Genomic DNA, 16,985 nt, shown 5'->3' with positions numbered 1-16,985 from the left:
GCTCTCTGGAGATAAAAAGGTCTGCATGGTTGTAGACCTTTTTTATTTGTAGCGGCTTCTGTAAAATCATGATGTTATATTGATTATACCGTTTTAGGGGTAGTCAACTATGTACAAATTTATAGTTAGTAGTATGCGGTAGAAATGATATCACAGGGTTTTCCTAAAAAAATAAGCATCAAACTCTAGTTGGTGGCTACAAAACTCTCTATTTGTAATAGATTTAGAAATTCTTTTTCTACTTCTGGGCATAACGTTACTTGGTTGTGGGTACAGTTTTTTGGTCGGATAGGGTCAAAACTTTTTACGTTTATGTTGGTTAATTCGAACTCTTTCCGAAGTACAAGGGTGAACATATCCAGGGCAGCTTTTGCCGTCGAGTATGCAGTCATCTTATAGTCTGAGTAGTTAAAGCTCTCATCATTCATTTTATCCATACTACCTAATCCACTAGTGATGTTGATCACGGTTGCATTTTTACTGTTATCGAGCAATTCAAAAAGTGTTTGTGTAAGATGTATCACAGAAAACAAGTTTTCGTCATATAATCGCTTAACGTCATTCATATCCAACTCGGTGATCTTTTGCCCAAAACCATTGGCAATTTCGGCATTGTTGATAAGAACATCTAGTTTTCCATAAGCGGTTTTGATATGGGAATACAGTTGAGCAACTCCCTCTGTTTGGGTCAAATCTGTTTCTATGAATTGGATCCCTTCAAGATCTAATTCATGTAGATTGAGATGAGCATCTTTTTTTGCTGCGATAATAACTTCAAAGCCTTGCTTCTTTAATATGGAAGCAAATTGATACCCTAGTCCGTTATCAGCTTCTGTAATTAAGGCAATTCTATTCTCTTTCATGGCATTGTACTTTATAATTACAGTACAAAGTTCTGAAGAGATGAAGTGAAAAAATAACCAGTTTCATTGGGAAAATGACACAAATCTTAATTACAGTGTCTGCCGAAATTTATTAGGCGTCGTACCGCTATACTTTTTAAAGAAACGGGTAAAGTGGGTAGGCTCTGAAAAGTTAAGTTGATAGGCAATTTCTGCGATGTCCAAATCTGTAAATGAAAGGATGGTTTTGCTTTCCAAAAACAAACGTTCTTGAATGATGTCTTTGGCAGTTTTGCCTGTGATCTGTTTTACGGTAGTGGTAAGGTAATTAGGGGTCACATTCAACTGTTCTGCATAATCACTTACATTTTTGGAATCGATGTATAATTTGTCGACCAGTTGCTGAAACTGCTGAGCAAGTACTTGCCCTCGTGATAAATGACTTTCAGTGGTTTTAAAACGTTCGTAAATTGATTTACAGTTATACAATACCGAAACTAGCATCCCTTGAAGCATCTTTTCTTGATACGGATGAGGGTTTTCAAACACAGAGTGCATACGTTGCATATCTAGTTCAAGCGATTTTTGCTCTTCAGGAGTCATTAAAAATACACTGTTTTCAGCAAGTTTTAGAAAAGGAAATTCTGCAGTTAAATTTTGAACAATTTCAGTAACAAATTCTTTCCGAAATTGGATATGATATCCAGCAGTTTCGGGACTTCTTACCCAAGAAAATACCTGGCCAGGGACAACAAACCAAAGCGGAAGTTTTTCGAGTTTGACTTCGTTGGTATTAATGTTTATTTGACTGCTTCCAGCGTTACTCAAAATACCAATTTGATAAAAACCTTGTCGGTAAGGAGGCATACACCTTCTGGTTGTAGGGTCCAAAGACTCTAACGTAAAAATATCAAATCCAGGAATATGACTACGATGTTCGTAACCGGTAGCCTCATGAAGGTCATTACTCGTTTCAAAAACAGGTATCGCTTTTTTGGTCATAATTCAAAGTTAGTTAAAAATTTTACGAGACTGACCAAAATCTAATTTTTTAAAAAACAATCACTAGTTGGTAAGCTGCCAGTAATAACAAGGTTGAAACCGTCATATATCCCGAAAGAACTAGGTAGGCTCGAGTCCATTCATTTTGAATAAATTTTTGATAACGGGCCTTTAGTTTGCTATAGAAAAAGGTAAGTGATTTTGTTACGTGATGGTTTACTTTTCTGATTTCTTTCAAGAAAATTAGCTCTGATATAATGATATATAATATCGATGGGGTTTCAAATTGATTATACTCGTTTTTCATGATTTCTAAGATTTTTAAGTTCATTACAAAGCTACTTCCATAATGCTTCTTAGTGTTAACCATAATACGAGACAAAATGACCATTTTTTAATATTAAAGACCTGTAACGAAGGTTACAGGTCTTTTGTGAATGTATTGCATTTCTTTGTGTCAATCCGATCAAGGTTGCTTCTTTGATAATGGACTCAGATAAGGACTTGTCATGAAGATCAATATTTCTATTTTGATTTCGCATCCCCAATAAACTCCAAATTCTTAATGGGATAGAGTAAGGAGACGTCAAAACTATTGAGTTTCAGATCAGAAAAGTGTAGGGTGTGTAAAGTACGTTTTTCTTTTTTCAAATGGCTGAGTTGAACGAACATAGTCTCCGGATAAACTACGCCTTCTTTGTTTGTTTGTAAATTTGTGTACCGAATAGAACCATAGATGTTTTTTGGTGTTGGGAGATACATGCCACGTACGGTATAATTGGCAAAATCCAGAAGGCCTGTTTTCTGATTAATATACAATAAGTATTGGTCGTGTTCTTGGTGCGGTTTCAATTGTTGCCAGGTAGCAAAGACCAAATCATAATCATTATTTTCAAATGTGATTGTTCCCGCGTATTTTAGAATAGGAGCGTTTTTCAAACGAAGCGGTAATTCAAAAAAATATTGAATAGCTGGTAACGTAAAAACAATACTTCTTTTCTTTTTACGAATGATATCCCCATTCTCTTTGATCATGTAGTATTTAAAAGATTGCACACCATGGATGGTTTTTTTCTTTGTTTTCAGGTAATTGAATTGTCCGTCAAATGAATTAGGTCTGAATCGAAGTTCCATAAGTTCATTGTCCTTGGGAAGTGGGTTAACAATTGCCATTAGGCCTTTCCAATTGTCAGAGGCTTTACAAGAATAGGTGTCAGCATCTCTGAGTTTCTGCAGATTGTAAGTTGTAATTACTTTATCAATGAGCAAGATGGCTTTTTCCTCTCTTTTCGGTGTATTTTCATCAATAGCTGTTGTTCTTAGATCTGCTATTTTACAACTTTGAAAAAGAATACTAAGGCTAAGTACTAAAAGTAATTGTTTCATAATCAAAATATTGGTTCTCAAGAATCATGTTACAAAACTAGCATTTAGCCTTAATTTTTATGTGTTTTATAATTTAAACGTTGTGATTATAGTTTGATAACCACAGCTTTACTTTTTATTTAATCTTTTGAAAATACTTTAGTCCAAAATGGAATTAGAAAATACACCATTAAAGGTACCAAAACAATGGTTAAAACAAAAGTCCTAAGCAGAATTGGTAAATGGTTTAAGTATTCTCCAAAAACGATTAGTATTACTGTTATTGCTGGATAAATGGCTATCCATACAATAAGTGTTGATTTTATCTTTTTCATGATTTTATCGTTTTAAACGGATATTGATGTTTTGGTTTTTAACCTAAAAAATCAAGATCTGATTGGGTTAAAGGAATATGAGCGGCCACCACATTGTCTTCCAAATGCTTTGGATTAGAAGTTCCGGGGATTACGATAATGTTATCAGAATGATGTAGTAACCAGGCAAGAGCTATTTGATGTGTACTGAAGCCATATTTTTTGGCAATAGTTTCTAATTTTTGTTTGCCGTAAACGTTCCCTGCATCTAGAGGGTACCAAGGTAAAAATGCGATGTCATGTTGAGCGGTAAACTCCAGAACATCTTCCCATTTTCTATTCCCGTAGCTGTATTGGTTCTGTACACTAGCTATGGGAGCGTAGGTCATTGCTTCCTGTAGTTGTTGTAGATTCACTTCGGATAATCCAATATGTTTGATCAATCCTTCTTTTTGTACATCTACCAAAAAACCAATCTGTTCTGACAAAGGGATAGAAGCATCTACACGATGTAATTGATAGAGATCGATTTGCTCCACTTTTAATCGTCGTAAACTTCCTTCTAAGGCTTTACGCATGCGATTTGGGTCATTATTAACGATCCAGCTTCCATTAGGGCGTTCGTACCCTACTTTGGTTGCGATTAGAGTTTCTTTACGATATGGATGTAGTGCTTCTGCAATAAGTTCTTCGGAAATGTGAGGCCCATAACTATCTGCAGTATCGATGAAGTTGATCCCCAAATCTATCGTTTTTTGCAGTAGGCGTAACATTTTTTCTTTGTTCTTAGGGTGTCCATACCCTCCAGGACCAGTGGTTTGTAAAGCCCCGTATCCGAGACGGTTTACTTCTATCTCTCCGCCTATCTTATACGGGCTATTTTGTGCTATTGTTTTCATTTTTGTAGTGTTATAAAATTATTATTCTGTTTAACACTACAAATATACTTGGCTTAATAGCCTTGTATTAAACCAAAAAACAAGAAGGGATGACCAGTTTTAAGTATTGCGTAGTTGAAGCGGTGTTTTACCCGTCTTTTTCTTTACGAAACGCACAAAATGAGTAGGGTTGTCAAAGTGTAAATCGTAGGCTATTTCACTAACGGTTTTAGACGTTTGAAATAATAAAGACTTCGCTTCCTGAAGTTTTCTGTTATGGATAAGCTGTAAAGCGGTATTGCCCGTTAGACTTTTTACCACATAGTTAAGATGGGTAGGGTGGATAGAGATGTGATCGGCAAACTCTTTTACCGATTTAAGTACATTTTCTTGGTCCAAATTATACTGTTGCTCTATGAGTTGATTAAAGCTATTCAATATTCGTTTATCAGAATCTTGAACCACCGCCGCGGTCCCCAGTTTTTCTTCGTAGAGATTTTTGGATTCCAGGAGTACGATATTGAGATAAGACCTAAAAATATCTTCTTTATTCGATAAATCTTGATGGGATAGCGAAATGATATTTTCGCAAGTTCGTTGCAAGTGTTCACTTTCATTTTGAGTTATGGAGATACTCATCGATGCATTTTGAGTAAAAAAAGGAAAATCAGAATGTAATTTATTCTTTTTATGAACTACAGAATAAAAGTCTGAGGTAAAATAGATGATATATCCGCTCATAGGAGCAATACTTTCCCAGGATTGGATATGGCCTTCGCCAGAAAAAATAAAGTATTGGTGCTAAGGTGACCTTCATTCTCATTGTTATGCATATCAATTTCCCCGCTTAGAATGAACATAATCTTATAAAATCGTTTACGATACGGAGGCATTTTTTGAGGAATCACTTTTGCCGAATCTTCCAATCTTCCAATAGCAAATCCGTTAAAAACAGGGCAGTCGAAGTTGATAAAATCAAAATACTCTTTGATCGTAGATAAAGTATGTATTCCATCTATTTTCATTTCTAAAAGATAGTACATTTTAAGATAAAAACGGCGACACTCATTTCTGAAATATCACCGTTTTATCCAACACTAAAATTTGTTGTATGTGGTTATTTGGATTCTGCCAATTTCATAGTATCTAGTTGTTTATCCAGTTCTACTTCAGAGATAATTTCCCAACCCCCACCAAGTGCTTTGTAAATAGCTATTAGAGATGTAGCAGAAGCTATTTCGCTTGTAGCCAATCTGTTTTCTGCTAGCAATAGCGTATTGTCTGCGTTTAGGTAATCGATAAAACTATCTAGTCCCGCGTTGAAACGTTTTTTGGCAATTTCAGTAGCTTTGGCACTGGCTAAAGATGATTTTCTTAATATTTCTCTACGTTCTAATTCGTTGGTGTAATTGGTCATTGCGGTTCTGATTTCTTCTAGAGCCTTTAGCACTGTTTTTTCGTATTGTTGCAATGCGGCAAGAGTCAGCGCATCTTCTTTATTGATTTGTTGTTTTACTCTACCTAAGTTGAACGCTGCCCAACTAATACTGGGAAAAATGCTCCATGTAAATGATTCGTTGCTGGCAAAGTTTGAAAAGTCAACAGCAGAAAACCCTATCGATCCACCAAACTGAATTTTTGGATACAATTCGGCAACCGAGAGATTATATTTCGCAATCTGAAGTTGTAATTCGGCTTCGGCATGTTTTACATCAGGACGTCTGCGTAATAAATTAGTTACATCTCCAATAGATATAGTTTCAGGAAGACTAGGTAATGGTTTTTTGGTGACAATGTTGGTGTCCAAACTACCAGGTACTTCACCGATTAAAACACTGAGGCTATTTTTTAATGCTTCAATTCTCGCTTTTAATGGGGGGATAGTGGCTCTCGTGTTTTCCAATTGTGCTAATGCTCTTGATACATCCAATTGATTACTGGTTCCCGCATCTGATAAACGAACAGTTAGATCATAAGTTTCTTGTTGTCCATTAAGATTACGGTTTGCAATATCCAATTGGTATTGTGCGCCTCTTAGTTCGATGTAATTTCTGGATACTTCGGCAAAAATGCTTACATATACGCTTTGTAGGTCGTTTAGTGCTAATTGTTGATTTGCAACAGCTCCTTTTATTCTATTAGATACACGTCCAAATAAATCTGTTTCCCAAAAGGCATCAAAGCTGCCATTGTAGGTGGTAAATGTTGGATTTGCACCAGGGACAAATATGTTTTCCCCTAGTCGTGTTCTAGTGACATTTCCATTGGCGGTAACGGTTGGTAATCTGTCAAGTTTGGTTTCTTTTACCAAAGCTCTGGAGGCATAAAAATTGGCTATTGCAGTATTAATATCTAAATTATGTTTTCTTGCTTTTTGGATAAGGGTATCCAAAATAGGATCGTTAAATTCGCTCCACCAATTTATCGTAATTTGCGTATTTGCTTGAGTGAAAACTGAATCTTGCGACGCAGTTTCTAAGTAATTTTCACTTACAGTAAGAGGAGCGTTTACTTCAATATCTCTTTTGGTAATCCCACAGGAAACCAACAGTAGAGATAATATGGTTATTAGTGTTAGATTTTTCATGATTTCTATGTTTTAATTTCTTATTACAAATTTCGGTCTCAAAGGGTGTTTATAGATAACCAATAACACTCCTTGTATGACCAAAATCTAATGTGTTTGAATTGCTTCATCAAATTGTTTTAGAGGCAATGGCTTATTCCAAATCGAACTTCCTGGATCTTGAGGTTTTGATTGTGAAAGATCACCCAAATCGTAGGGATGAAACCCCGAATCCATAATTAGTTGAGCTACTTTTTGTTTATCTGCTTTGTCACCACCACTTAGCGGCATTACTAGTAATCCATCTTTTCTATTGGATTCGGTTTCTAGATATTTGGACCAAAGTGTGGTGTATGATTTCATAATTTTTGCATCGGGGAGTAACCGTTGCATTCTTTCACCAGCAGTGGTGTTCTTTGGAATCATATTTTGATAGACATTTTCTGTTTTCACCAATGGATTGGTAGCGTCTATAATGATTTTATCAGTCACTAGCCCTTTAATTTTTTCGATAGCTTCATTTATTGAACTGTAATTCACAGCCAGCAGAATAATATCTCCAAATTGAGTCGCCTCTTCTACAGAACCGAATTGCGAATTGTCTCCGGCTTTTTCAACTAACGTAGCTAGTTTTTCAGGATTTCTCGAGCTAAACATTACTTTGTGTCCAGCTTGTGCCCAGTAGGTTCCCAAGATACCACCTATGGCACCCGAACCTATAATTCCTATATTGTATGATGTAGTTTTCATTGTTATTAATGTTTTGATTTCTTGTTACAAATTTCGGTTACAACAGGTGTTATTAGTTAACCAATAACACCTGTACACTGACCAAAATGTAATATCCTTAAGCAGTTTGAATTTGTTTTGAGATCATCTCTTTGGATTCCAATTTTTCAGTCTTTGATCTTTTTGTAGTTAATCGTCGTCCCAAATAATAGAATACTGGTGTTAAGAAGATTCCGAAGAGCGTAACTCCAAGCATACCGCTGAATACTGCAATCCCTAAGGATACTCTCAATTCTGCACCGGCTCCGGTGGCTATAGCAAGAGGAACAACACCTAGAATAAATGCCATTGCTGTCATCAAAATAGGACGTAATCGTAGTTTGGAAGCTTCGATCACTGCCGTTTTTAAGTCATTACCCTGATCTTCCAGTTGTTTGGCGAACTCGACGATCAGAATAGCATTTTTACTTGCCAATCCTACGAGAACCACCAATCCAATTTGAACCATGATGTTATTGTCCAATCCAGCAAAATCCACACCAATCATTGCAGAGAGTAATACCATGGGTACGATAAAAATGACTGCGAGGGGTAGTACCAAGCTTTCAAATTGAGCTGCTAACAATAAGAAGACAAACACTACGGCCAATAAGAATGCAATTGCTGCTGTATTTTCTGTTTGTTTTTGTTGATAGGCCATTTCTGTCCATTCAAAAGAAATCCCTTGGGGTAATACTTCTGCGGCCAGTTTTTCCATACGATCAAGTGCTTGACCTGTACTGTATCCCGGTGCAATATCTCCAACTAATGATGCCGATGGATATAAATTGAATCTGGGGATTCTATTTGGGCCGGCAATATCCTTTTGAGTACTAATGGTGCCTAGAGGCACCATTTCACCCTGATTATTTCTTACCTTAATTCTGGAGATGTCATCCGGTGTTAATCTGTTTGGGGCATCTGCCTGGGCTGTTACTTGATACGTTCTTCCTAAATAGTTGAATTCGTTGACAAAAGCAGAACCTAAGTAGACTTCTAAAGATTGGAAGACATCCGCAACATCAATTCCTAATTGTTCCGCTTTTACACGATCGATATCCAAATATAATTGGGGGGTTTGGTTATTAAAGAATGTAAATACACTGTTGAGTGCTGGATCCTGGTTAGCAGCAGCGGCTAGGGTATAGGTGGCGTTAATTAATTCGTCTGTACCTAGATTTGCTCTATCCTGAACCATCATTCTAAATCCACCTGCGTTACCAATACCACGTACCGATGGAGGTGGTATCACAACAACGAAAGCCTCATCGATTTGTGCCATTTTACCTCGCAGTGTAGCGAGTAAATCGTTGTAACCAATTCCTTTTTCGTTTCGAACATCAAAATCTTCAAGTGTTACGAAAATTGCGGCAGCATTGGATGCATTGGTAAATGATGCTCCGTCAAAACCAGTAAATGATACTGCAGTTTCAACCCCGTCTACTTTGAGTAATACATCTAACGCGTCATTTACCACTTTATCCGTTCTGCTTAAAGAAGATCCCGGTGGTAACTGGATTGCTGTTATAAAATACTGTTGATCCATTGCTGGTACAAATCCAGTGGCTACACGATTAAATTCAAATCCAGTAAATGCAATAAGCCCTCCATAGACCACCATGACCATGGCACTGGTTCTAACTAATTTACGAACGCTGTTCCCATATCGATTGGATAGGTTGTCCATAAAACGGTTAAAACCATCACCAATAAATTTTAATGGTCTTAGTAATAGGGGAGTTTTCTTATTGGGATTATGTACTTCGTGTTTCATTAATAAAGCGGCCATTGCGGGACTTAGTGTTAATGAAACAAAAACTGAAATTGCTGTGGCTACCGCTATTGTAAGTCCGAATTGTTTGTAGAATTGTCCTGAGATACCTTCTAAAAATGTAGTAGGGATAAATACGGCGATTAATACTAACCCAATAGCAACTAATGCACCACCAACTTCATCCATGGTTTTACGGGCAGCATCTTTTGGGGATAACCCTTGTGCCAGATAACGTTCCATGTTTTCTACCACAACAATAGCATCATCTACCACAATACCAATGGCAAGGACTAGTCCGAAAAGGGTTAAGTTATTCAATGAAAACCCGATAGCCTGCATTACGGCAAATGTTCCGATAAGAGAGACTGGGATAGCCAAAATAGGGATAATTGCCGCTCTCCAGGATTGTAGGAATAATAGAATAACGAATACTACTAGGAGCACAGCTTCAAAAATGGTGTGATAGACTTCATCAACAGATTTTTGTACAAACTCTGTTGGGTTGTATGCTATTTTATATTCTAAATCTTCTGGAAAGTTTTTGGAGAGTTCGACCATTTTGGCTTGAATTTCTGCAGCTGTTTCTAATGCGTTTCCTCCAGGTTGCTGAAATATAGGCATTGCAATTGCCGGATCTTTACCCAAATATCCTTTGGTAGCATAGTTTTGAGCGCCAAGTTCTACACGTCCTACATCTTTTAATTGTACAATTCGTCCATTTTCTCCTGATTTAATAATAATGTTTTCAAATTCTTCTGTAGTGACTAGTTTTCCTTGGGTTTGTATGTTAATTTCAAATGCAGATTGGCTTCCTGAAGGTAATGTATTTAGTGTCCCACTGGCGATTTGAACGTTTTGACCTCGAAGTGCGGTTAACACTTCTCCGGCAGTCATATCCAGATTGGCAATTCGATCTGGATCCAACCAGATACGCATTGCATATTCTGCTGCACCAAATAGTTGGATATCTCCAATTCCCTTAATACGAGCCAATTCATCCTTTAATTGTAATGTCGCATAGTTACCGATATAGGTCTGGTCGTAGGTTTTGTTTGGAGAATACATATTGACAACCAATAAGATATCTGGTGATATTTTCTTTGTAGTGATCCCTAATCTTCTTACAGATTCTGGTAACCGGGGTTCTGCAATGGCAACTCGATTTTGTACTTGTACCTGAGCTTTATCCAGGTCGGTTCCTAACTCAAAAGCAACTTGAAGAGTTACCCGACCATCTGCTGCAGATTGTGAGGTCATATAGATCATATTTTCAACACCGTTGATTTCTTTCTCCAGCGGAGTGGCAACGGTTTCAGAAAGTGTTTGTGCGTTGGCTCCAGGATAAGCTGCTACTACTTCAATGGTTGGAGGAGCAACATCAGGAAACTGTGATACTGGCAAGGATACGTATGCCAATCCGCCCACGATCAATATCAGGATGCTCAACACCGCTGCGAAAATGGGTCTTTTTATAAAAATGTGACTAAATTTCATGATTTCTATTTTTTAGTATTGGAAAAAAGAATCCCCTGTCACTGTCCGTTAGTCCATGATAAAGTGTTGGTGGACAGTGATGTAATGGATTCGTTATGTGATTGTGTTTATTCTTCTTTTGTAAAAGCTAGAATGTCTTTGTTATTGGTAGTTAATACGGTTTCTTTTGGACTTACTGCAACCCCAGGTCTGATCTTCTGAATGTTATTGGTAATCAATTTATCCTCTGGCGTTAACCCTTTTCTAATAATTCGTAAGCCATTGGTATGTAATGGACCAAGTTCTACATTCTTTATGGTCACTTGATTATCCTCACCTAGAACATAAACGAACCTTACGGATTGATTAGTACCTATAATTTCGTCGGGAATCATTAGTGCTTCATGCTCTGCACTTCCCAATAGTCTGGCTTTACCAAACATTCCAGGCTCAATAAGACCATCCTTGTTTTCTAAAGTTGCTCTACCTTCAATAGTTCCCGTACTTCTGTCGATTTCGTTGTCTACAAAATCCATTACGGCTTTGTGTTTGTATTCATCCTCATCTTGTAGTTTCAGAAAAACAGGGTTGGCTGTAGAACGAGATGATCCTCTTTCTCCATTTTGAGCTAGACGGGAATATTTTAGAAAATCTGATTCACTTCCTTTAAAATAAAAGTGAATTGGACTTGTAGCAACGATTGTAGTAAGCAATGTCGAATTTGAAGACCCCCCATCAATCAGGTTTCCTTCATTGATCAAGTCACGACTTACACGTCCAGAAATAGGTGCTTTTACTTTAGTAAATTCAAGATTTAGTTTGGCATTATCTACCGAAGCCTGTGCCAATTGTAACGAAGCTTTTGCACCAGCTAAGGCTTGCTTTCGGTTATCATATTCTTCTAGAGATACGGCTCCAGATTCTCTTAGAGATTGTACACGATCAAAGTTATCTTTTGCGATAGTTAATCTGGCTTGTGCCTGACCATAACTTGCTCTGGCTTGACTTAACGCAATTTTAAAAGGTCTTTGATCAATGGTAAATAAAACATCTCCTTTAGTAACCGATTGTCCGTCTTTGAAACTTACGTTTTGGATATAACCGCTAACTCGAGCTCTTACAGCTACGCGATTACTCGCTTCAAAACGTCCGGTGTATTCATCCCATTCTGTAATTTTTTCAAATACAGGTAGTGCTACTTCTACGGGCATTGCCTGTATAGTAGTAGCTTGATCTTCGTTAGTGTTGTTTTTGCTTGTAAGAGCTATAATAGCTAATACTGCAAGAGCTAATCCAGCAAATATGCTTATTTGCTTGGTGCTTTTTTTGATGTTTGGAAGTATTGTTTTCATTGTATTGTTGTTTTCGATGTTATTAAAATTTGATAGTACAAATGTATTGACGATGTAGGCCAATGAGTTAACCAAAAACAAAGGGTAAATGACCAAAATTTAATATTCAGGTGTTTTTTGCTCTAAATGAAGGACAGAACGAGGCCAATAAGACGTGATTATATTTTCTATATTTGGAAAAATAGTGATCTAGAGCCGTAGGTATACGTTATAAAGCATTATATGAATTTAAAATTTTTCACCTTATTTCTGATTTTACCAATTTTGAATTTTGGAGAAGGTTTTATATTAAAGGAACCTGTAATAAAACAACCATCCAATTTATTGTAGGGGCTAAAACTGTTTACAACAATGGATACACTAATCATTTTCAATCAATAAAAGAATCGTAATGTTTAAAAAAGTAATTGTACTCTTTGTTTTTATCCTTATATCCAAATACTCCTATGGACAAGAGTCCTCAGAAAAAATAGGAGTTACCAGCACTATTGAAATAGCATCAAAATACTTAGACGAAAAAAGAGCAATTGAGATATACCTACCGCCGAGTTATCAAAAGTTAACGACAAAAGAATATCCAGTGATGTATGTAATGGATGGACAAGAATATTTTTTGCATCCAGTCGCTTATCAAAGAATGTTAAGATTCAAAGACAAATCTCCAGAGTTTATTGTAGTTGGTATTAACACAGATCGAAAGAAAAGAAGAAAACTCCTGTATGAAGATGGAGATAAGTTGATCAACTTTTTGATTAATGAACTAGTCCCGCATGTGGACAAGAATTATAGAACATTAAAAGAGAAAGAGCGCATGTATTTTGGTTGGGAAATGTGTGGAGGTTTCGCATTAGAGATTTTGGCGCATCATCAAAATGCATTCAATGCCTTCTTTATGGCAAGCCCTACGCATATTACACGCGATAGAGTTGCTGTTTTGAGTAAGGAGATAACCAATGATCGTTCTAAAGCCGTTTATCTATATTTTACCAAAGCCCCAGAAGAAACTTATATAGAACAATCCCTGAACAAAACTGATAGCATCTTAAAAACCAGGAATTCCTCTGATATCGTATGGAAAATTGATAATCTATCAGAAGAAGACCATTATACAACACCATTCAAAACTATAAATAATGGGTTAAGAGACCATTTTCAAGACTATAACACACTACGCTTTTATACCTTGAAAGAGTTTGACGAGTTTGGAGATTTAGAGGATATTAAGCGTTATTACAATCATCGAGGTCATCGTTATGGTATTTCTCCCGACGTTCATAGAACTACAAAACATTTTTTGTTACTCAATGCTATGAAAGAGGATAATTTTGAGCGTTTTGAAATGTATGTGAATGAGTTTAAGGGGTATCTTGATGATCCTACTTTGGAAATATGGGCGATTAGATTTGGAAATTATTTTGCTAAGAATAACAGGGATGAAGATGCTTTGAAAACATATCAGGCAGGACTAAAAAAATTCCCTGAATCAGCGGTTATCCATAATGCAGTGGGAGAGTTTTATGCAAACAAAGGAGACAAACCAAAAGCAATACGATATTACAAAAAGGCGATTGGATATGCAGAAACAAAAAAGGATTCAAATTTAGAGGAATATAAAACTAACTTAGAAAAACTGTAAGCGAGTTCAAATCTCATTCAAATAAAAAAGTATGGAGTCATTGAATAGGTGAGATGATAAACTGTTTTTAGTTAGGCATTCAAAATTCTCTATTAGAGTATTACATATTTTTTAGCACTTTCTTAAATTTATCATGGAGTTGTAAACGTTGAATTTATCAAATTCCAATATATCATCTATAGACAAATCTATTGTCGTCTTACCATTCAAAAATCTGAGTGGTGATAGTTCTTATGAATATTTTTCCGATGGTATTACCGAAGAAATTATTAATGCGCTTACAAAGATTGATGGACTTAAAGTTACCGCTCGTACTTCATCATTTACATTTAAAAATAAACCAACCGACATTCGGATTATAGGGAATGAACTAGGTGTAACCAATGCGGTAGAAGGAAGTATCCGGATTGCGAAAGAGCGAATACGCATTTCTGCGCAACTTACACGAACAGATACCGGTTTTCTGTTGTGGTCCGAAAAGTTTGATAGAGAACTCAATGATGTTTTTGAACTTCAGGATGAAATTAGTCTTCTGATAGCCGATAAAATCCGAGAGAATTTTGGACATATCGAGATTGACGAAACTCTATCCACTGTTCGTACACAAAACCTTACGGCGTATCAACTCTATTTGAAAGGAAGATATTTTCAGCTCACCTGGAATTTGCCAAATATTGAAAAGGCTATTGGTTTTTATCAAAAGGCTGCAGATTTTGATGCTTCTTATGCCGACCCCGTAATAGCTATCGGCTGGTGTTATGCCATTAATGCAAGTTGGGGACATATGGATAGAGAAAATGGGCTTAAAAAAGCAAATGAATTCCTGGATAGGGGTTTAGTAATGAACCCTGATTCTTATACTGGGTATTTTGCTAGAGCAACAATACATTTTTGGGGGAATTGGCGGTTTGAAGAAGGGTATCACGATCTCCAAAGTTGTTTCAAAATAAATTCACATTTCTCTGAAGGTATGGAAGCCCTTGCAGAATTGTATACGGCAACAGGTTTTTTTGACAGGGCTTTGGAACAGACTGAACAGATTCTAAAAATTAACCCATTATCTCCAAATCATTATTATACCCAAGGAAATATACATTATTTGCAAGGAGACTACGAAACTGCATTAGATAGCTTTGAAAATTCGCTCAAACTTGACAATAGTTTTGCATTAAGCCGACATTTAAAGGTAGCATGTCTGTTGTTTTTAAAGCAAAAAGAAATAATGCTTACGTATGCCAAATCCTTTCTGAGTGATAATTTTGTGACTATGATTAATGCTATTTATGAAGCAGTTCACCATCAAAAGATTCCAGAATACGATGAAGCGCTAGTGTCAGAAAATTTGAACTTGATGGTGTATTGGGATTTTTATTATTTGGTACATTGTCAAAAAACGGATCTTGCGCTCGAACACTTTGAGAAAATGGTGGATGAGCGTATTGGGCAAATCATTAATTTTCAATTTGATCCATTCCTAGAGCCTATACGAGGAACTAAAGTTTTCAAAGAATTAAGGGATTCAGTGTTTAAAGGAATCGAAGCCACAACCTTCTCTGTTGAAACCGCAAAAACGGATAACATCCCATCCTTTACCCAAAAAGAATCTGATGAATTAAAAAATGAGTTGGACGAAGTTTTAATTGGTAAAGAGGCTTTTCTTTGGCCAGAATTATCGCTTCGCTCTTTGGCAGAAGAATTGGCCATCCACCCCAATCGATTATCAAAATTCATTAATGATGGTCTTCAAACAAATTTCACTGAACTAGTGAACGGTAAGCGTCTCGAGTATTTCAAAAAAATAGCTTTGTTACCAGAAAACAACCATTTGACCTTGTTGGGATTGGCCTACGAAAGCGGTTTTAACTCCAAAACCGTTTTTAATACATACTTTAAAAAAGTAGTAGGCATGACGCCCAAGCAATGGTTGAAGAATAATGCCTAGTTGGGATGCTCGTGCACAGTTTCAAAATCTCATTTCTAGCATCTGAGTTGTAATCACAAGTATTTAATGCTACTTATTCAATTTTTTCGAGAATCGTAGTCAAAAAGTTCTGATTTTCATTTTATAGGTTCTGAATTTCATTTCAGAACGATTGTCTTTCCTTTCAAAATCATCTTTGTACCATCAAAATTTATTATGATGTTAAGAAAGGCAAATAACAAACGTATTCTACTTGCAGGGGCAACAGGCTATTTAGGAAATCATATAGCACAAATCATGATAGCACAGGGATTGGCAGCAAGACTGCTTACCCGAAAGAAAGAAAAATTAGCGCAATATCAGTCTCCAGAGATAGAAATTTTGGAGGCTACGGTTACAGAACCCAATACGCTTTCTGGGAGTTGTGAAGGAATTGATACAGTGATTTCTACCATAGGTATCACGCGTCAAAAAGATGGATTCACGTATATGGATGTAGATTACCAAGCTAATTTAAATCTACTTCAAGAAGCCCAAAGATCAGGTGTGCGGAAGTTTATTTATGTATCCGCTATTAATGGTGACCAGCATCGAGACCTTAAAATTTTTGAAGCTAAAGAAGCCTTTGTAGATGAACTAAAAAAGTCAGGGTTGGAGTATACCGTGATTAGACCCAATGGATTTTTCTCTGATATGAAAGACTTTCTGCAAATGGCAGGTAAGGGACGCGTATTTCTCTTCGGAAAAGGGGAGCAATTGATGAATCCCATTCACGGAGCAGATTTGGCAGAAATCATCTTGACAATGATTGACGAATCTGTTAATGACTGTTCAGTAGGAGGACCAGATGTACTAACGCAAAATGAGATTGCAGAATTGGCATTTGATGCCCATGGTAAAGTACCTAATATTTGGCATTTGCCAGATTGGATAAGGCGTTTCTCTCTTTGGTCGGTCCGAAAATTTACTACTGTAGAGACCTATGGCCCAATTGAATTCTTTTTGACCCTGATGGCCAATGACAACGTGGCAATGCGCTACGGAAAGCATAAGCTAAGAGATTTCTATTTCGCAGAAGCAAAAAATAATTAAAA

Annotated in this window: 15 protein-coding genes; 3 read left to right on the top strand and 12 right to left on the bottom strand. The window is 36.6% G+C overall.

Annotation, left to right across the window (positions count from 1 at the left end):
* Window positions 1-185 precede the first annotated feature (185 nt).
* The 12 genes from AC0L3Q_RS19120 to AC0L3Q_RS19065 form a co-directional block, all read right to left on the bottom strand.
* Window positions 186-863, bottom strand: a complete 678-nt coding sequence (locus AC0L3Q_RS19120; RefSeq protein ID WP_473282032.1) for an SDR family NAD(P)-dependent oxidoreductase — start codon at window positions 861-863, stop codon at window positions 186-188.
* 90 nt (window positions 864-953) lie between these two features.
* On the bottom strand, window positions 954-1,844 hold the full coding sequence (locus AC0L3Q_RS19115; protein WP_473282030.1) for a helix-turn-helix domain-containing protein: 891 nt from the start codon (window positions 1,842-1,844) through the stop codon (window positions 954-956).
* Between the two features lie 49 nt (window positions 1,845-1,893).
* On the bottom strand, window positions 1,894-2,151 hold the full coding sequence (locus AC0L3Q_RS19110; protein ID WP_473282028.1) for a hypothetical protein: 258 nt from the start codon (window positions 2,149-2,151) through the stop codon (window positions 1,894-1,896).
* Between the two features lie 218 nt (window positions 2,152-2,369).
* Window positions 2,370-3,230 (bottom strand): DUF6503 family protein, encoded by an 861-nt coding sequence (locus AC0L3Q_RS19105; protein ID WP_473282026.1) that lies wholly within the window; start codon window positions 3,228-3,230, stop codon window positions 2,370-2,372.
* A 119-nt stretch (window positions 3,231-3,349) separates the two neighbouring features.
* Window positions 3,350-3,544: a hypothetical protein gene (locus AC0L3Q_RS19100; RefSeq protein WP_473282024.1), complete on the bottom strand. Its 195-nt coding sequence runs from the start codon at window positions 3,542-3,544 to the stop codon at window positions 3,350-3,352.
* A gap of 38 nt (window positions 3,545-3,582) precedes the next feature.
* Window positions 3,583-4,422: an aldo/keto reductase gene (locus tag AC0L3Q_RS19095; RefSeq protein ID WP_473282022.1), complete on the bottom strand. Its 840-nt coding sequence runs from the start codon at window positions 4,420-4,422 to the stop codon at window positions 3,583-3,585.
* Window positions 4,423-4,521: 99 nt separating this feature from the next.
* On the bottom strand, window positions 4,522-5,142 hold the full coding sequence (locus tag AC0L3Q_RS19090; protein WP_473282020.1) for a helix-turn-helix domain-containing protein: 621 nt from the start codon (window positions 5,140-5,142) through the stop codon (window positions 4,522-4,524).
* Window positions 5,139-5,426, bottom strand: a complete 288-nt coding sequence (locus tag AC0L3Q_RS19085; protein WP_473282018.1) for a hypothetical protein — start codon at window positions 5,424-5,426, stop codon at window positions 5,139-5,141. The genes AC0L3Q_RS19090 and AC0L3Q_RS19085 overlap by 4 nt, the downstream gene beginning before the upstream one ends.
* 92 nt (window positions 5,427-5,518) lie before the next feature.
* Window positions 5,519-6,988, bottom strand: coding sequence for a TolC family protein (locus tag AC0L3Q_RS19080; RefSeq protein WP_473282016.1), 1,470 nt, complete (start codon window positions 6,986-6,988; stop codon window positions 5,519-5,521).
* 87 nt (window positions 6,989-7,075) lie between these two features.
* On the bottom strand, window positions 7,076-7,717 hold the full coding sequence (locus tag AC0L3Q_RS19075) for an NADPH-dependent F420 reductase (protein WP_473282014.1): 642 nt from the start codon (window positions 7,715-7,717) through the stop codon (window positions 7,076-7,078).
* A 97-nt stretch (window positions 7,718-7,814) separates the two neighbouring features.
* Window positions 7,815-11,003, bottom strand: a complete 3,189-nt coding sequence (locus AC0L3Q_RS19070) for an efflux RND transporter permease subunit (protein WP_473282012.1) — start codon at window positions 11,001-11,003, stop codon at window positions 7,815-7,817.
* Window positions 11,004-11,110: 107 nt separating this feature from the next.
* The gene (locus AC0L3Q_RS19065) at window positions 11,111-12,334 is read right to left on the bottom strand and encodes an efflux RND transporter periplasmic adaptor subunit (RefSeq protein ID WP_473282010.1); all 1,224 of its coding nucleotides are present in this window, start codon (window positions 12,332-12,334) and stop codon (window positions 11,111-11,113) included.
* Between the two features lie 391 nt (window positions 12,335-12,725).
* Here AC0L3Q_RS19065 and AC0L3Q_RS19060 point away from each other — a divergent pair, with 391 nt between their 5' ends.
* The 3 genes from AC0L3Q_RS19060 (at window position 12,726) to AC0L3Q_RS19050 (ending at window position 16,983) form a co-directional block, all read left to right on the top strand.
* A complete protein-coding gene (locus AC0L3Q_RS19060; protein ID WP_473282007.1) occupies window positions 12,726-13,970 on the top strand; it encodes an alpha/beta hydrolase-fold protein in 1,245 nt (414 codons plus the stop codon).
* A gap of 148 nt (window positions 13,971-14,118) precedes the next feature.
* Window positions 14,119-15,912 (top strand): tetratricopeptide repeat protein, encoded by a 1,794-nt coding sequence (locus AC0L3Q_RS19055; RefSeq protein ID WP_473282005.1) that lies wholly within the window; start codon window positions 14,119-14,121, stop codon window positions 15,910-15,912.
* Window positions 15,913-16,110: 198 nt separating this feature from the next.
* The gene (locus tag AC0L3Q_RS19050) at window positions 16,111-16,983 is read left to right on the top strand and encodes an SDR family oxidoreductase (RefSeq protein WP_473282002.1); all 873 of its coding nucleotides are present in this window, start codon (window positions 16,111-16,113) and stop codon (window positions 16,981-16,983) included.
* Window positions 16,984-16,985: the final 2 nt, after the last annotated feature.

It is taken from the genome of Aquimarina sp. KJ22-3 (assembly GCF_055808215.1).
Note: the sequence above shows the minus strand (reverse complement) of the source record. Positions and strands in the feature narration are given on the sequence as shown.